The following is a 16,840-nucleotide window of genomic DNA, read 5'->3' as shown; positions in this document are numbered from 1 at the left end:
AACTCAGGTCAGCGGTCCAGGTGGGCCTCACGGACCCGTTCGGGGATCACGCGTTCGGGGCGGTCCACGGCCCGGCACATGGCCGCCGTGACCTCGGCTTCACGAGGGACGGGTCGATCCACGCGGCCCAGGGCGAACCAGCGCACTTGGTCGACCGCCTGAAAGATCAGCATATCCACTCCGGGCGCAATGGCTCCGCCCGCGTCACGCCACGACCGAGCGATGGCCGAGGGCCAGGGATCGTAGGCCGCGTCCAGGAGCACACCGCTCACCCTCGCACCCAGAGTCCCGAACTCCGCCGCGAGTCCGTCGGCGCCGTGGGGAGGCAGGGTGGAGATCACCGCGTCGTAGTCGACCAACGACGCCGCCGCCTCACCCCACGCGCGCACGGTGACGGTCGCGCCGAGCCTCCCGGCGGCGTCGGTGACCTTCCCGGCACGCTGCGGGGACCGCGCGAACACGTCGATCGACGGGGCGCCCAGCCCGTGCAACGCTGCGACGGCCGCCGTGGCCGTGCCACCGCCACCCAGGATGGCGCAGCGAGGTTGCGCGGGGATGTCGCGCGCGGCGGTGAGGGCGGCCATGATGCCGGTGACGTCCGTGTTGTCCGCCACTGTGGTGCCGTCCGCCCGGAACACCAGCGTGTTGGCCACTCCCAGGGCACGAACCAGCGCCGTGCACTCATCGGCCTGTTCCGCCGCCAGTGCCTTGAGTGGCATGGTCACGGAGAACCCCCGCCAGTGCCCCTCGGCCACGCGGTCTTCCCAGAAGCGGTCCCAGTCCTGCGCGGGAACATCACAGCGTGAGTAGTCCCATGGGGCGCCCAGCACACGGTAGGCGGCCTTGTGCAGAACCGGTGACAGGGAATGAGCCACGGGGTGGCCCAGCACCGCTGCGGCGTTTCGCTCCATGACTGCTCCCCCGTGAATCAGCTACACCGGCCCTCGTTGTCGGAACACCATTGCTGGTACTCCTCCACGTTGCGGTTGTGTTCGTCGTAGTTCTCGGCGAACTTGGTCTCGCCCGTGTCGAGGTTCACGGTCACCCAGTAGTAGTAGTCGTTGTCATCGGGATTCGCGGCGGCCTTGATCGACTCGTCACCGGGAGAACCGATCGGGCCCACGGGTAGACCTTGGTGGGCAAAGGTGTTGTACGGGTTGGACTCATCGCGCTTCTCCTCGTCGGAGACGTGGTAGGAGCGCTTGTTCAGGCCGTAGGTCACGGACGCGTCCGACTGGATCAGACCGTTGGTCTCATCGTCGGGGCGGTCGATGCGGTTGTAGATGGCACCTGCGACCTCGGGGTAGATCTCCGGGACGCCCTCGAACTCCACGAGTGAGGCCACGGTGATCACCCGGAACCATTGATCCTCGGGCACCTCGTTGTCCTTCAGCGTGGCCGTGGTGCGGTCCACCATTTCCTGAATGATTTGTTCCGCCGTGGCGTCCAACGGGAACCGGTACTCTCCCGGGTGCAGCCAGCCTTCGAGGGTGGGGAACTTGTCCGGGATGCCGAAACGAGCGGTGTCTTCCTTGAACGCCTCGAACTCGGACTTGTCAATGCCCGTGGACTCACTCAGGGTCTGGAAGGTGTCGTCAATGCGCTGGGTCTGTGGCACGGCGGCGTAATGCGAAGCCTCCCCGCGTTCCATCATCACGTCAATGGCGGCATCAGAGCTCATGTGGGTCTTGAGCTGGTAATCGCCGGGTTGGATGAAGTCCTCCGGGTAGCGTTCCTGGAAGGTTTCCACGAAGTAACCGGCGTTGGCCACGACATCCTGGGATTCCAAAGAATTCGCGATCTGACCGGTGGACTGGCCCTCGCCCACGGTGACGTTGACGTCCTGGTCGCCGGCGCCGTTGTAGTCCTTGCGTTCAAACAGTCCGAAGGCGGAGCCGAGGACGGCCACCACGATCAGCAGCGCGGCAATGAACAACGCAATGGCGGTGGCCAGGGACGCACGGGAGCGGCGCTTCTGGCGGGCTGCCGTTTCCGGGGAGACGTCATGGTGTTCGAACGCGCCGGACAGACCCGCGCGCGAGCTGGGCTCGTCCGGGTCCAGCGTGCCCAGCAGGCCGCCGGACGTGGCCGAACCAGCCTCGCCGCCCTGTTGCGGGCCGCGGTGGGCCTTGTTATCTCGTGGCTGCTCGCTCACGAATGATCTCCGTCCGCCGTAGTCCGTGGTCTTCGGATATTTTCGGCGTTCTGCCGAGAACATCGTCCATTATCCGCGATCTAAGTGTCGATGGGGAAACCGGGTTCGGTTCCCGTGGACTTGCCCTGATCTATGGCCGACTGCAGAAAGGTCACGGCAGCCATTTGATCAACTTTGTCCATGTGTTGCCTCCGGGATACCCCCGCATCCAGAAGCGACTGGTGCGCGGCGACCGTGGACAGCCTCTCGTCCACCAACCGCACGATTGTTTCGCACTGACGCGAGCGTAACCGATCCTGCAGGGCGGCTGCGTAGTGTCGGGCCATTTCGGTGGATCGATTTTCCTGACCGTTGAGGCTGCGTGGCAGTCCAACGTACACCGTGACCACGTGGAATTCCTCGCACATGCCCGTGATGATTTTCACATCAAAACGCTTTTTGCGGTTCTTGTCCCGCGTGACCGTCCGATGCGGCGTGGCCAGCACACAGTCCGGATCGGTCAGGGCGATTCCCACCCTGACCGATCCGACGTCCACACCCATGCGGGTGCCTTTCACGAACGTCTCGCTCACGCGCCCGCTACTGCAAGGATCTGTTGGCGCACGGCCTCGAGTGCGTCGTCGATCTTGGCCGGGTCCGATCCACCGCCCTGGGCGACGTCCGGCTTGCCGCCGCCACCGCCACCCAGCACCCCGGCTGCGGTGCGGACGAGCTGGCCCGCGGCCAGCCCGGCCTCGCGAGCGGCGTCGTTGGCGGCCACCACAATGAGCGGGCGGTCATTGGCAACACCCGTGACGGCGACGACGGCCGGTTCGGAGCCCAGCCGAGTGCGCAGATCCAGCGTGAGCGAACGCAGAGCGTCCGCCGAAGCGACCTCCCCGGCATGATGCAGAACCGCGGTGACCGGGCCCAGCCGCTGCGCGTCGTTGACGAGCTGACCGGCCCGGGCCTGCATTTGCTGCTGCCGCAGAACGGTGAGCTGACGCTCGGTCTCCTTGAGCTTGTCGAGGGTCGCCGCAATCCGCTCGGGCAGCTCAGCGGTCGACTGGACCTTGAGCATGCCGGTGAGTTGATTGACCAGGGTGCGCTCGGCGGCCAGGTGATTGAACGAGTTCAGGCCCACCAGGGCCTCCACGCGGCGGTTGCCGGAGCCCACGGACTGCTCCGAGACGAGCGAGAGCGAACCCAGCTGAGCCGTGGAACCCACGTGGGTACCACCGCACAGTTCACGCGACCACGGGCCGTTCATCTCGACCACGCGCACGTTCTCGCCGTACTTCTCGCCGAACAGGGACATGGCCCCCAGCTTCTTGGCCTCGGCCAGCGGCATTTCCTGGGTGATGACCTCGAAGTCGTCGCGGATGGCCGTGTTGGAGATCTGCTCGATCTCCTGCATCTGGGATGCGCTCAGGGCGGTGCCGTGCGAGAAGTCGAAACGCAGGTAACCCTCCTTGTTGAACGAACCACGCTGCACGGCGTCCGGGCCGAGCACGTCGTGCAGGGCCGCGTGCACCACGTGGGTGCCCGAGTGGGCCGCCTCGCCGTCGTGCCGGCGGCGGGAGTTCACGCGAGCGGTGACCGCAGCGCCCTGGGTGACCTCACCCGACGTGACCGTGACGCGGTGCACGGACAGTCCCTTGACGGGCTGCTGGACATCCAGGACTTCCAGGGAGAAATCCGGACCCTCGATGACACCCACGTCGGCGGCCTGGCCACCGGCCTCGGCATAGAACGGGGTTTCCTCCAGCACCACTTCCACCTGATCGCCGGCGATGGCGGCGGGGACGGTCACGCCGTCGGAGAGCACGGCGCGCACCGCTGTCTGGGTCACCAGTTCGGCGTAACCGGTGAACACGGAACCGTGGTCATCGAGCATGCGGCGCAGCTCGGACAGATCCGCCAGGGCGCCCTTCTTGGCGCGCGCATCCGCTTGTGCGCGTTCGCGCTGTTCGCTCATCAGACCGCGGAAGGCCTTCTCGTCCACGGATACCCCGGCCTCCGCGGCCATTTCCAGGGTCAGGTCGATCGGGAAGCCGAACGTGTCGTGCAGCGCGAAGGCGTCCGCGCCACTGACAACCCGCTTCTCCGTCTTTGCCTGGGTCACCGCGTGCTCGAGGCGAGCGGTGCCCGACTCGATCGTCTTGAGGAACGCCTTTTCTTCCGCGTACGCGATCCGGGAGATCCGCTCGAAGTCATCGGCGACCACCGGGTAGACGCCCTTCATGGCGTCCCGGGACGCGGGCAGCAGCACGGGCAGGCACGGTTGCATGACCCCCAGCAGGCGCATGGAACGCACGGCGCGGCGCAGCAGACGGCGCAGGATGTAGCCGCGGCCCTCGTTGGCGGGGCTCACGCCATCGGCGATCAGCATGAGGGAGGAACGGATGTGGTCGGCAACCACCCGCATCCGGACGTCGTCGTCGTAGCCTTCCTGCTCCGCTTTCTCGGTACCGCGGTAGGTCCGCCCGGACAGCTCGGCGGCGGCGTCGAGCACGGGACGGACCTGGTCGGTCTCGTAAAAATTTTCCACACCCTGCAGCAACATGGCCAGGCGCTCCACGCCCAGGCCGGTGTCGATGTTCTTCTTGGGCAGGTCGCCGAGGATCTCGTAGTTCTTTCCCTGCCCCTCACCGCGCTGGTACTGCATGAACACGAGGTTCCAGATCTCGATGTAGCGGTCGTCATCGACCGCCGGCCCGCCCTCCTTGCCGTAACGGGCGCCGCGGTCGTAGAAGATCTCGGAGTCGGGCCCGGCGGGGCCGGGTTGACCGGTGTCCCAGTAGTTCTCGTCGCGGCCCATGCGCTGGATGCGCTCTTCGGCAATGCCGACCACATCGCGCCAGAGGTCGTAGGATTCCTGGTCGCCCTCGTACACCGTGACCCACAGGCGTTCGGGGTCCAGGCCAAAGCCACCCTTGTCCAGCGGTGCGGTCAGTAGCTCCCAGGCCATGGGAATGGCCTTCTCCTTGAAGTAGTCGCCGAAGGAGAAGTTGCCGGCCATCTGGAAGAACGTGCCGTGGCGGGCGGTCTTGCCGACCTCGTCGATATCCAGGGTGCGGATGCACTTCTGGATGGACGTGGCCCGCGGGAACGGTGCGGTCTCCTGTCCCAGGAAGTACGGGATGAACGGCACCATGCCGGCAATGGTGAACATCGCGCCGGGCTGGTGGGACACCAGCGAGGCGGACGGCACCACGGTGTGACCCCGGCTTTCGAAATAGCTCAGCCAGCGTTGGGTGATCTCGTGCGAAAGCATTACCGGTTATTTCCTTCTGATGATTGACCGCGATGGATGATCTCGGTGGATTCTACGTTGTCCTGCTCGCCCACCACAGTGTGCGGGCCGTGCGAGCCGGGGTGGCCGGCGGTGTGATCGACCGGGGTGCGCACATCGAATTGTTCGCGTAACTGCGCTTCGCGTTCGTTCATCCCGGCCTTGACCCGCGCCGCGAATTCCTGCAGGTTGCCGGTCACCGCCCGCATGCGCTGCACGGCCGATCCGGAGCGCAGTTCCACGTCGGTACCACGACGCCGCTGCAGTTGCCCTGCGATCGCCTCTCGCGTCTGCGGGTTGTTGGCCACCCGGGTCGCTACGCTTCCCGCAATGGCACCGGCGGCAATGAGCGCCAGTTTGGACCACATTCCCATGGCTTGTCCCTTCGGATCCGACTCAACTAGTACGTGGCTCGGGTCAGTTCATGACCCGGGTCGAACTCAGACCTGATCGTCCACCGGCCCGGTGCGCTCCGGGGCGGGGCCGGCGGTGGGTCCGGGGCCCTGCTGGGGGGTGAAGGCGCGGCGTAGGCCGTGGGAGAACGACGCGACCTTGATGAGCGGCTGCCCGACCGTGGACGCAACCAACGAGGACAGCGCGGACACATTGGCGGAGGCGTCCGAGACGTTGGAGGTGATGCCGTCCACCTTCTCCAACTGGGTGTTGGTGGTGGAGACCGTGCGGGTGACCTCGTCGATCAGCGGCGTGGTGCCGTCGTTCAGGGAACGGATGGTCAAGCGCAACTCGTCGAACACGCGACCCAGCTTGACGATCGGGACCGCCAACAAACCCACGAGCACGGCAAAAACGCCGGCGGCAATCAGTCCCGCAATATCTCCACCGTCCATGGGGCGACCCGTACCTCTCGTGTGTTGTCCTCGGTGTATGACGCGGTGCCATCGGGTGGCACGGCCGAAGGGAAACTCTACCCAACGTTGCTGGGGGTGCGGTTCAGCCACTCCCCGAAAATGCGGACAGCCCGCGGCCGAAGCCACGGGCTGTACGCTCCGCTCACCAGAAACCGGGCGCGCGGGAGAAAAGCATTACGCCATGCGGGCGTAGTACTCGACCACGAGCTGCTCCTCGCAGGTCACGGGGACCTCGGAACGCTCGGGCTTGCGGGTCAGCGTTGCCTGCAGACGGTCGATCGAAACGTCCAGGTAACCCGGGGTGTCGGGCAGGACGTCCTGGTGAGCGCCGGTGGCGGCCACCTGGAACGGAACCATCTTCTCGGAACGCGGGTGCACGTGGATCATCTGACCCGGGCGCACGCGGAACGACGGGCGATCCACCCGCTGGCCGTCCACCATGATGTGGCGGTGGACAACGGCCTGACGGGCCTGAGCCATGGTGCGAGCGAAACCGGAGCGCAGCACCAGAGCGTCCAAACGGGTCTCGAGCAGACCGATGAGGTTTTCACCGGTCTGACCCTCAACGCGCTTGGCCTCAACGTAGGCGCGGTGCATCTGCTTCTCGCGGATGTCGTACTGGGCGCGCAGGCGCTGCTTCTCGGTCAGACGCACCTTGTAGTCCGAGTCGGACTTACGGCGGGCACGGCCGTGCTCACCGGGAGCGTACGGGCGGCGCTCGAAGTACTTCTCGGCCTTCGGGGTCAGTGCGATACCGAGGGCGCGGGACTTGCGCACCTGACGGCGCGCACGCAATGCGTTGTTAGCCATGTTGCCTTTCATGCGGTCGACGGTGCACGCACGGTGGTGCGTGAACCGATCTGTGTGGTACTGGCCTCCATCGCGCGGGAATGGGTCCCGGCAGGAGAGGTGCGGATCAGCCGCAATCCGTCATTGCCTACAGTTGGCTCACATGCTCCGCGCCGTGAGGGTGCCACGGGTACGAGGTCATGACTGAGCACAGCTTGCCAGCCAGCGTTCTACTATAGCCGATTCAGTCCACGTCCTGATCCACCCAATCCAACGACTTGGTCACAGCCTTGCCCCAATTACGGAACAACTTGTCGTTGGCCTCGGTCTCACCGTTGGGCTTCCAGCGCTTGTCCTCGGCCCAGTTCTCGGTGATTTCATCCAGATCGGCCCAGAAACCCACCGCCAGACCCGCCGCGTAGGCCGCGCCCAGGGCGGTGGTCTCGGTGATCTTGGGGCGAATCACGGGCACGTCCAGCTGGTCCGCCTGGAACTGCATGAGCAACTCGTTGGCCGTCATGCCACCGTCCACCCGCAGTTCCACGAGGTCCTGGCCGGAGTCCTTGTTCATGGCCTCGACCACTTCCCGGGACTGGTAGGCGGTGGCCTCCAGCACGGCGCGGGCAATGTGTTCCTTGCGCACGTACCGGGTCAGACCGACCAGGGCACCGCGGGCGTCCGGGCGCCAATGCGGTGCGAAGAGTCCGGAGAACGCCGGCACGAAGTACGCCCCGCCGTTGTCCTCCACATCCCTGGCGAGACCTTCGATTTCCTTGGCGTCCTGGATGAGGCCCAGGTTGTCGCGCACCCATTGCACCAGGGAACCGGTCACGGCAATGGAACCCTCCAGCGCGTAGACGGGCTTCTGGCCCTCGATTTGATAGCACACCGTGGTGATCAGCCCGTTCTCGGACTGCACCGGCTGCTCACCGACGTTCATCAGCAAGAAGTTGCCGGTGCCGTACGTGTTCTTGCCCATGCCGGGCTCGAAGCAGGTCTGACCGAACATGGCGGCCTGCTGGTCACCCAGGATGCCGGCAATGGGCACGCCGCCCACAAAGCCTCGTGAGCGGCCCTTGCCGTAAACCTCGCTGCTGGAACGGATCTCGGGAAGCATGGACATAGGGACGTCCATGGCATCAGCCAGGTCCTTGTTCCAGCTCAACGTCTCGATGTTCATCAGCAGCGTGCGGGACGCATTGGTGACGTCCGTGACGTGCACCCCGCCGTTGGGACCACCGGTCATGTTCCACACGAGCCAGCTGTCGGTGGTGCCGAACATGAGCTCACCGGCCTCGGCCTTCGTGCGAGCGCCGTCCACGTTGTCCAGGATCCACTTGATCTTGGGACCGGCGAAGTAGCTGGCCAGCGGCAGGCCCGTGCGCTTGCGGAAGCGATCCACTCCCCCGTTCTTCGCGAACTCGTCCACGATCGCCTGGGTGCGAGTGTCTTGCCACACAATGGCGTTGTAGACCGGCTTACCGGTGGTGCGGTCCCACACGACCGTGGTTTCACGCTGGTTGGTGATGCCCACCGCGGCGATATCGTCCTTGGTGAGTTCGGTTTCGGCCAGGGCATCGGCCACGACGCGGCGCACGTTGCGCCAGATCTCGGTGGCATCGTGTTCGACCCATCCGGCGCGCGGGAAGATCTGTTGGTGCTCCTGCTGACCGACGCCGATGATGCTGCCGGAGTGATCGAAGATGATGGCCCGGGTGCTCGTGGTTCCCTGGTCGATGGCCATCACGTACCGGGCCTCGGTGGCGCCGTTGGCGTTCTTGCCGTTCGTGGCGGTGGTGCTGGATCGCTTGGTCATGGTGGTAACTCCTCACATCGTTGTGGTGGTAGTTGGAAAATCAGAAGTTGGACGACGGGTAAATCTGGAAAATGCCACCGGCGATCAACGCGCCGAGAATGGGGCCCACGATCGGGACCCAGGCGTAACCCCAGTCGCTGCCGCCCTTGCCCCGGATCGGGAGGATCGCGTGCGCAATGCGGGGCCCGAGGTCACGAGCCGGGTTGATGGCGTAACCGGTGGGCCCGCCCAGGCTGGCACCAATGCCGACCACCAGCAGCGCCACGGCCAAGGGACCCAACTCCGAGGGCGTTCCGCCGAACATGAGAATCACGAAGATCAGCACGAAGGTCGCGATGGCCTCGGTCACCACGTTCCACGGGTAGGAGCGGATTTCCGGCCCGGTGGCGAACGTGCCGAGCTTCGCCGCCGGGTCCAGGGGCTCGTCGTAGTGCTGTTTGTGGGCGATCCACGCGATCACGGCACCCAGGAAAGCACCCAGGAGTTCGGCCGCGAAGTACACCAGGGTGGAGGCCGCGGTCACGGCCACCCCCGGGGCGTACTCCGGGGCGCCGGAGGCCCAGAGGCCCACCGTCACGGCCGGATTCAGGTGCGCCCCGGACTGCCATGCCACGTAGACACCGGCGAACACGCCGAGGCCCCAACCGAAGTTGATCAGCAGCCAGCCGCCGGCATTGCCCTTGGTCTTTCCCAATAAGTGGTTGGCCACCACACCCACGCCCAGCAGCGTCAGCATGGCCGTGCCCAGCACTTCGGACCAGAACACCGTGCCCAGGGGCACCACTTCTGCTGCTTCCATGGGCAGCAGCGCCGTCATTGCGGTCATTAAGTGACTCCTTCGATCTCGTTCTTCAATCGGTGGTCAGGGGGACCGGTGGCTTACGTGGTTGCCCGGGTCGGCACGTGTCCGGTTCGTTGTGGGGTGCCGTTGCCGATTCACAGGGTGTTCAACGACGGCGCCGCGGCCCGTGCCGCCGCGGCGGCCGTGTCGTCGGCGGTTTGCGCGGCGGCGTCCTCGGCGGCGCAGAGGTCTCGGTAGGCCCGAACCTCTTCCGCCCTGCGCTCGGCATCCCAATCGAGCTCTTCGGCCAGCAGGTCGGCAACCTCTTCGACCACGGCGAGACCGTGATCGGGCTGGTCGTAACTCATGCGCGTGCGGGTGTGGAAGGCGTCCCCCAGGTGCAGCACACCCTCGTTGCGTGCGGCCTGCACGATCTCGGCGCGCACGTAATCCGGGGCACCCTGGAGCGGCTCGGCGAGGTCCGCGCGTTCGTCCACGAGGGCCCCGATCTCGGAAATGGCGGAGCCGTAGCGGTTGAGCAGATGCTCGACCGTCTCCGGTGTCCACCCGTAGCGGTTGCTGATCTGTTCCACCTGGCGGGTCAGGGGAAGATAGCCGTCGGCACCGTGCAGCAGGGTCCGTTCGGTCACGGAGGGCAGTTGTTTGGCGCGGTCCTTACCGAGCGCGAAATCCACGGCGTCCTGGGCCATGATCCGGTAGGTCGTCAGTTTGCCGCCGGCAATGGAGATCAGCCCCGGAACCACTTCCGCCACCGTGTGCTCGCGAGAGACCTTGGTGGAAACCGTCTCCGTGCCCTCCTTGACTCCCGGTTGCAGCAGGGGGCGCAAACCGGCAAAACTGCCGATCACGTCATCACGGGTCAGTGGTTCGGCCAGGACCACGTTGGCGTGGTCAATCACGTAGTCGATATCGGCCGCGGTGACGACGGGCGCGGAAATATCCTGTTCGTACGGGGTGTCCGTGGTTCCGATGATCCAGTAGTGCTCCCACGGAATCACGAACAGCACGGATTTCTCGGTCTGCAGGATCAAACCCACCTCGCCCTTGATCCGCTCACGAGGCACCACAATGTGGATGCCCTTGGAGGCCATGACCTTCAACCCGCCGTCCGTGTCGGCCAGGTCCTGGGTTTCCTCGGTCCACACGCCCGTTGCCGCAACGACCTTGCGAGCTCGAATCTCGAAACTCTCCCCGGTCTCCAGGTCCGTGACGCGGGCGCCGACTACGGCGTCGTCGTCCTTGAGGAGGCCCGTGACCTTGGTGCGTGAGGCGGCCAGCGCGCCGTATCCGGCGGCGGTTCGGATCAGGGTCAGAACCAAGCGTGCGTCGTCCACTCGCCCGTCCCAGTACTTGACGGCACCGACCATCGCACCCGGCTTGATGCTGGGGAACGCCTCCTGGACCCCGCGCCGAGACAGGTGGCGGTGGAACGGCATGGACGCCACCTTGGATCCGACGTGGGCCAGGGTGTCGTAGAGCCCGATTCCGGCGGTCACGTACGGTCGTTCCCAGAAACGGTGCAGGATCGGGTAGAGGAACGGGACAGGCTTCACCAAGTGGGGCGCCAGGGTGTAGAGCAACCGTTCCCGTTCGTGGAGGGCTTCCGTGACGAGTTTGAAGTCCAATTGCTGCAGGTAGCGCAGCCCGCCGTGGACCAGTTTGGAGGACCACCGTGATGTGCCACCGGCCCAGTCCTGCGCTTCCACGATCCCGGTGCGCAGACCGCGGGTGACGGCGTCCAGAGCCACGCCCGCACCCGTGATGCCACCGCCAATCACCAGAATGTCCAATGCGGGACCATCGGCCATCTCGCGCAGGGCGGCGCGGCGGGATTCGGGGTTCAAAACTGTGGTTCTCACGGGAGCTACCTCACTCAACCTATGTACGTATTCATGTGGTGTGCGGAATCTAAAAGACCACGCTACGGCCGCAAGTGTGATCTGCATCCCATTACCGGGCCGTGCGACCCACTATGCCGCGCTAATGCACGTATGCTCAACTCAATTGCACACACGTGCACCAGGGAGAAGAGTCCATGCACGACGATTCATTGCTGTACCAAGCCGCGGAACTCTACTTCGTTCAGGACATGACCATGGGAGCCGTGGCGGACCGGTTTGGTGTCTCGCGCTCCACGGTGTCGCGCATGCTCACCGAAGCCAAGAACCGGGGCATTGTCAGAATCTCCCTGCGCCCACCCGAGCACCCGCCCGATCGGCTGTCGCGGCGGTTCCACGAGATGTTCGGGGTCACCGCACACATTGCCGGCACACACCGGGCATCCCACAACGGCCCGCGCCTGGAGGCTGTCTCGCGCTACGCGGCGAACCTGCTCACGGAATGGGTCGAGGACGGTTTAATTCTCGGCGTCGCGTGGGGCACCACGACCTCCACCATTGCCGCGCACCTGGGTCAGACCAGCGCGCAGGACGTCACGGTGGTGCAGCTCAACGGTGCTGCGGGCCCGCGGACCACGGGGGCGGGAACCTCAACCCCGCTGCTTTCGAGCATGGCGCGGGCCTTCAACGCCGAGCTCTACCCGTTCCCCACTCCCGCGTTCTTCGATCTCGAGGAGACCCGCACCCTGTTGTGGAAAGAATCATCCGTGCGCCGCATTCTGGCCGTCCGTTCCGCCGTGGACCTGGCTGTGTTCAGCGTGGGCGCCTTTCACGGCCCCGTGTTGTCCCAGGTGTACACGGAGGGTCATCTCAGTCAGGCGGCCCTGCGCAGTCTCAACGAGAACCGCGTGGTTGGCGACATGTGCACGGTGTTCATTCGGGAGGACGGCAGCTACTCGGACATCGACGTCAATCGCAGGGCATCCGGGCCCACCCCGTCGGATCTGGCCCGGATTCCCCGCCGCCTGTGCGTGGTGTCCGGGCGACACAAGGTGCGCGGCATCCTGGGCGCCCTGCGCTCCGGCGCCGTCACCGACCTGGTGATCGATGACCTCACCGCCAAGGACGTTCTCGACCACGTCGATTCCCATGGGCCGACCGCCCCTGTCTGATGGATCGCCGCACTTATCTCGGGCGGCCACGGGTCATGGTTGGTCACCGCGAATGATGTCGCGCAGGCGTTGGACCCTCGGTGAAAGATCACGTTCGTGGCCGTAGGGCGTGGGTCGGTAATAATCCCGCCCCACGAGCTCGTCCGGCGGGTACTGCTGGGAGGCCACGGCATTGGGTTGATCGTGGGCGTACAAATAACCGTCCCCGTGTCCCAGGGCGGCCGCCCCCTTGTAGTGACCGTCTCTCAGGTGTGTGGGCACCGGCCCGGCCTTACCCGCGCGAACATCCGCAATGGCCTCGTTGATGGCCGTGTAGGAGGCATTGGACTTGGGGGAGGTGGCCAAGTGAGTGACCGCCTGGGCCAGCGGAATGCGACCCTCGGGCATCCCGATCAATTGCACCGCCTGCGCGGCCGCGACCGCGGTCTGCAATGCGGTGGGGTCAGCCATGCCGATGTCCTCGGACGCGGAAATGATCAGGCGGCGCGCAATGAACCGCGGGTCCTCCCCCGCTTCGAGCATGCGCGCCAGGTAGTGCATGGCCGCGTCCACATCGGAACCACGAATGGACTTGATGAACGCGCTGATCACGTCGTAGTGCTGGTCGCCCTGCTTGTCGTAGCGCACGGCGGCGCGATTGAGGGCTTCCTCCGCGTGCTCCACGGTGATGGTCACGGGGCCGACGGCGCGCGGCCCCGCTTCTCGATCGGACTCCGTGCCGTCATGGGAGAAGGCCACGCCCGCGGCGGCGTCCAGAGAAGTCAATGCCTTGCGGGCATCACCTCCGGCCATGTCGAGCAGGTGGCTCTTGGCGTCCTCGTCGAGGGTGACCTCGCCGTTGAGGCCGCGCCGGTCGGTCACGGCGCGATCCAGCAGGTCCGCGATGTCGGAACGGTCCAGGGGTTGCAGCGTGAGCATGAGCGAGCGGGACAGCAGCGGTGAGATCACCGAGAAGGACGGGTTCTCCGTGGTCGCCGCAACCAGAATGACCCACCCGTTCTCCACACCGGGCAGCAGCGCGTCCTGCTGGGCCTTGGTGAAGCGGTGGATTTCGTCCAAGAACAACACCGTGCTGCGTCCGTGCAGGTCCCGATCGGTCAGGGCTTCGTCCATGACCCGGCGCACGTCTTTGACGCCCGCGGTGATGGCAGACAGTTCCACGAAAGTCGTGCCGTGACCGCGCGCGATCACGTGCGCGATCGTCGTTTTCCCGGTTCCCGGGGGTCCCCACAGGATGATGGAATTCGGACCGGCGGGACCGGCATCAGTTCCCGCCAGCACTCGCAGCGGCGAACCCGCGCGGAGCAGGTGCTTTTGACCGACCACCTCGTCCAACGTGCGCGGTCGCATCCGAACGGCCAACGGTGCACGCCCCCGGCCGCGGCTCGGCGCGGGAGTCTCCTCCCGGTCGGGCTCGTCCGGGTCGGGCAGGTCAAACAGTGAAGCGCTCACGCTGATGACCCTAGCGTGACGCTCGGACACGCAGCGCCGGTCACTGCCGTCCGTGGGTGCCCGATCTGGGGCGGTCCAGGTCGTCGCTGTCCACGATGATGGTCACGGGTCCGTCGTTGATCAGCTCCACCTGCATCCGGGCACCAAAGACACCGGTACCAACATCCACCCCGGCTTCGCGCAGGGATTCCACGAACTGATCGAAGATCGGCTCGCTCACATCCCCGGGCGCCGCCGCCGACCACGAAGGCCGCCGTCCCTTCCGGACATCCGCGTAGAGGGTGAACTGGCTGACGGCCAGCACGGGTGCCGACAGATCCACGCACGACTTCTCCCCGGGAAGAATCCGCAGGGCGGCAACTTTCTCCGCCAGCTTCTTCGCTGTCCCCGGTGTGTCGTGATGGGTGACTCCCACGAGGGCCAGCAGCCCGGGTCCGCTGATCTCTCCCGTCACCGACCCCTCCACCGTGACGGAGGCCCGGGACACCGTTTGCAGCACTATTTTCATGAGCCAAGTTCATCACACCGTTCGTGAGTGCTCGGCGGCCTCACGCGCCACCCTGTGTCGCGGCGGCGGCACCGAGCTCAGCATGGGTGATTTGACGGGTGGGCCGCGGGAGCCCCAGGTCGAGTAGCTCGAAGGCATTGCCGGGCCCCGCGTGCAAGGCCGTGCCCGGGTCGATCATGGTCCACTGCTGGTGCTCCGTCATGGGCTCGCTGGCCACCACGGTGACCGTGTTGTTCGACGGGTCGGGTCCGTGCACCCGCATGAACGAGGACGTGAGGCGCACCAAGCCCGGGTCGGCGCCGGCCGGATGCGAGCCCGTGCCGCGGCGGCCGGTGATGTACCACAGCGGATTGGTGTCCGGATAACGCACGGCCCAGACTTCGCGCGGCGTGGCGAACACGCAATTGAGGCAGTACAGGGACACGTTGCGGGCCAGCCACGTCAAACACTCCCGCAGTGCGCGGAGGACATCCCCGGCGGCTTCTCGCACGTAGGAGGTCAGTAGCGCGAAATACCGCTCGCTGTCGGTGGTGCCGAGCACCAGGTCGGACACGCCCCGCCGAGCGAGTTCCCGGTCCAGGACATCCAGGGATCGAATCACACCGTTATGGGCGAACATCCGTCCCTCCTGCTCGAACGGATGCGTGTTGGCCACGCTCAGCTCACCCTCGGTCGCAAATCTCACGTGCGCCACGAAACTCGTGCCGGTCATGTCCTGGGCGGCGCGAGTGAACGCGGGATCCAGGTAGGCCGCGAGCGCGGACCTGACGAGATGCGGGGCCCCGTTGGGTTCGAACGTGCCGATTCCGGCGCCGTGGGGCTGGCGTCTGCTTTGCCGCGAGAGTGAATCCGGGGCGTTCAGCAGCCAGAACGAGCAGGTCTGCGGTTGTGCTCCGGTGTGGAGCCCGAACAGTCTGCACACGGCAACCTCCCGGGAGGTGTTTCGCGCGGTGAGCGTGTGCTCGAGCTTACTCCTGGAGGGCGCGATCGGGGTCGCGGCGGTCCTCGAGAAAACGACGACGCCCCGTCAACACCACCCCGGCCGTCAGCGCGAGCAACATGAGCCACAGGTAGCCGAACGAGGCCCACCACGACCCGCCCCACGTGAACAGCACACCGAAGATCAGCGGGCCGATACAGCCCGCCAGATACCCCGCGCCCTGCCCGAACCCGGAGAGCGCACCCGCACCGGCCGTGGTGCGCGTGCGGGCGTTGATGAGCGTGAGCGCCAGCGGGAAGGAGGCCTGCGCGAACCCGAAGACCGTGATCCAGACCCACACGGTGTCCAGCGGCCCCCAGTGCGCGGTGGGCCACAGCAACAGTCCCAGGTATCCCAGGGCGTACAGGGCAACGGCGGTGAGCCCCAGCCCGGTGGTCCGCGTCACGCGCCGCACCAGCAGCGGCACCACCAGGCTCACCGGAATCCCCAGGATCGCGTAATAGGAGAGCATGAGCCCGGCCTGGTGTTCGGTGAACCCGTAGCTGACGAGCACGCGCGGCAACCATGTGAACATGGAAAACGTGTTGGACGAGGTGCCCACGAACAGCAGCACGAGCCCCCACCCGATCGGGGATTGCCACGGCTTGACCGCCGCTCGCGCCGCGCCCGGGTCGACCGACGACGCCGCTCGCGCACCGTCCCGGCGCACGCTCACCCACATGAGCAACCACGGCACGAGAGCGGCCAGCGAAAAGACCGCCCACGAGCCGATCGAGAAACGCCACCCGGCGGCGTCGGCGAGCGGGACCGCGAAGAACGGGGCGGCCGCGGTGGACAATCCCAGGAGCATGGAGTAGATCGCGGTGAGCGGGGCGATGTGTTCGCGGAAGTACTTCTTGATGATGGGCGGCAGGGTGACGTTACCGATCCCCAGCCCGATCATGATCAGCAGGGAAAAACCCAGGAACGGTACGGGGGCGGAGCTGACGGCGCGGGCGATCAGACCCAGGGCCGCAAGGGCACTGGCAAGGCTCAGCAACGCTTCCAGGCTGACCCGGCGCATTGCGGCGGCCGTCAAGAATCCCGTGAGAGCGAACCCGAGGGTGGGCACCATGGCCAGCACACCGATGGAGGCCGCGTCCAGCGCCACGTCCTCCCGCACGCGGTCCAGCACGGGTGACACACCTGACACCGCCAGGCGCAGGGAGAACGCGGACAGCACAAT

General features: G+C 66.0%; 15 protein-coding genes. 1 reads left to right on the top strand and 14 read right to left on the bottom strand.

The window, feature by feature from the left end:
• Positions 1–8: 8 nt before the first annotated feature.
• From Q4E95_RS00940 to Q4E95_RS00895, 10 genes are all read right to left on the bottom strand, one after another.
• The gene (locus Q4E95_RS00940) at positions 9–911 is read right to left on the bottom strand and encodes a shikimate dehydrogenase (RefSeq protein WP_303381546.1); all 903 of its coding nucleotides are present in this window, start codon (positions 909–911) and stop codon (positions 9–11) included.
• 17 nt (positions 912–928) lie between these two features.
• Positions 929–2,155: an endolytic transglycosylase MltG gene (mltG, locus tag Q4E95_RS00935; protein WP_303381545.1), complete on the bottom strand. Its 1,227-nt coding sequence runs from the start codon at positions 2,153–2,155 to the stop codon at positions 929–931.
• A gap of 80 nt (positions 2,156–2,235) precedes the next feature.
• Entirely contained in the window at positions 2,236–2,727 is a 492-nt protein-coding gene (ruvX, locus tag Q4E95_RS00930; RefSeq protein WP_303381544.1) for a Holliday junction resolvase RuvX, read from the bottom strand.
• The gene (gene alaS, locus Q4E95_RS00925) at positions 2,724–5,411 is read right to left on the bottom strand and encodes an alanine--tRNA ligase (protein WP_303381543.1); all 2,688 of its coding nucleotides are present in this window, start codon (positions 5,409–5,411) and stop codon (positions 2,724–2,726) included. Before alaS ends, ruvX begins: the two co-directional genes overlap by 4 nt.
• Entirely contained in the window at positions 5,411–5,803 is a 393-nt protein-coding gene (locus Q4E95_RS00920) for a hypothetical protein (RefSeq protein ID WP_303381542.1), read from the bottom strand. Before Q4E95_RS00920 ends, alaS begins: the two co-directional genes overlap by 1 nt.
• Before the next feature lie 66 nt (positions 5,804–5,869).
• Positions 5,870–6,277, bottom strand: a complete 408-nt coding sequence (locus Q4E95_RS00915) for a DUF948 domain-containing protein (protein WP_303381541.1) — start codon at positions 6,275–6,277, stop codon at positions 5,870–5,872.
• Between the two features lie 195 nt (positions 6,278–6,472).
• Positions 6,473–7,108, bottom strand: a complete 636-nt coding sequence (gene rpsD, locus Q4E95_RS00910; protein ID WP_190780452.1) for a 30S ribosomal protein S4 — start codon at positions 7,106–7,108, stop codon at positions 6,473–6,475.
• Positions 7,109–7,331: 223 nt separating this feature from the next.
• A complete protein-coding gene (gene glpK / locus Q4E95_RS00905) occupies positions 7,332–8,903 on the bottom strand; it encodes a glycerol kinase GlpK (RefSeq protein WP_303381540.1) in 1,572 nt (523 codons plus the stop codon).
• A 40-nt stretch (positions 8,904–8,943) separates the two neighbouring features.
• Entirely contained in the window at positions 8,944–9,678 is a 735-nt protein-coding gene (locus tag Q4E95_RS00900) for an MIP/aquaporin family protein (protein ID WP_303381568.1), read from the bottom strand.
• Positions 9,679–9,839: 161 nt separating this feature from the next.
• Positions 9,840–11,513 carry a glycerol-3-phosphate dehydrogenase/oxidase gene (locus Q4E95_RS00895; RefSeq protein ID WP_303381567.1) on the bottom strand — a complete coding sequence of 558 codons (1,674 nt, stop codon included), beginning with the start codon at positions 11,511–11,513 and terminating at the stop codon, positions 9,840–9,842.
• A 227-nt stretch (positions 11,514–11,740) separates the two neighbouring features.
• Between Q4E95_RS00895 and Q4E95_RS00890 the strand changes: the two genes are divergently transcribed.
• Positions 11,741–12,715 carry a sugar-binding transcriptional regulator gene (locus Q4E95_RS00890; RefSeq protein ID WP_303381539.1) on the top strand — a complete coding sequence of 325 codons (975 nt, stop codon included), beginning with the start codon at positions 11,741–11,743 and terminating at the stop codon, positions 12,713–12,715.
• 33 nt (positions 12,716–12,748) lie between these two features.
• Here Q4E95_RS00890 and Q4E95_RS00885 read toward each other — a convergent pair whose 3' ends face one another.
• From Q4E95_RS00885 to Q4E95_RS00870, 4 genes are all read right to left on the bottom strand, one after another.
• Entirely contained in the window at positions 12,749–14,146 is a 1,398-nt protein-coding gene (locus Q4E95_RS00885) for a replication-associated recombination protein A (protein ID WP_303381566.1), read from the bottom strand.
• A 61-nt stretch (positions 14,147–14,207) separates the two neighbouring features.
• Positions 14,208–14,675, bottom strand: coding sequence for a D-aminoacyl-tRNA deacylase (dtd, locus tag Q4E95_RS00880; RefSeq protein ID WP_303381538.1), 468 nt, complete (start codon positions 14,673–14,675; stop codon positions 14,208–14,210).
• 40 nt (positions 14,676–14,715) lie between these two features.
• Entirely contained in the window at positions 14,716–15,597 is an 882-nt protein-coding gene (locus Q4E95_RS00875) for a class II glutamine amidotransferase (protein WP_303381537.1), read from the bottom strand.
• Between the two features lie 46 nt (positions 15,598–15,643).
• Positions 15,644–16,837, bottom strand: a complete 1,194-nt coding sequence (locus Q4E95_RS00870) for an MFS transporter (RefSeq protein WP_303381536.1) — start codon at positions 16,835–16,837, stop codon at positions 15,644–15,646.
• Between the last annotated feature and the right edge of the window lie 3 nt (positions 16,838–16,840).

Source organism: Kocuria sp., assembly GCF_030536815.1.
Lineage (GTDB): Bacteria > Actinomycetota > Actinomycetes > Actinomycetales > Micrococcaceae > Kocuria > Kocuria gwangalliensis.
The sequence above is the reverse complement of the archived record's forward strand: the minus strand, read 5'-3'. Positions and strand labels throughout refer to the sequence as shown.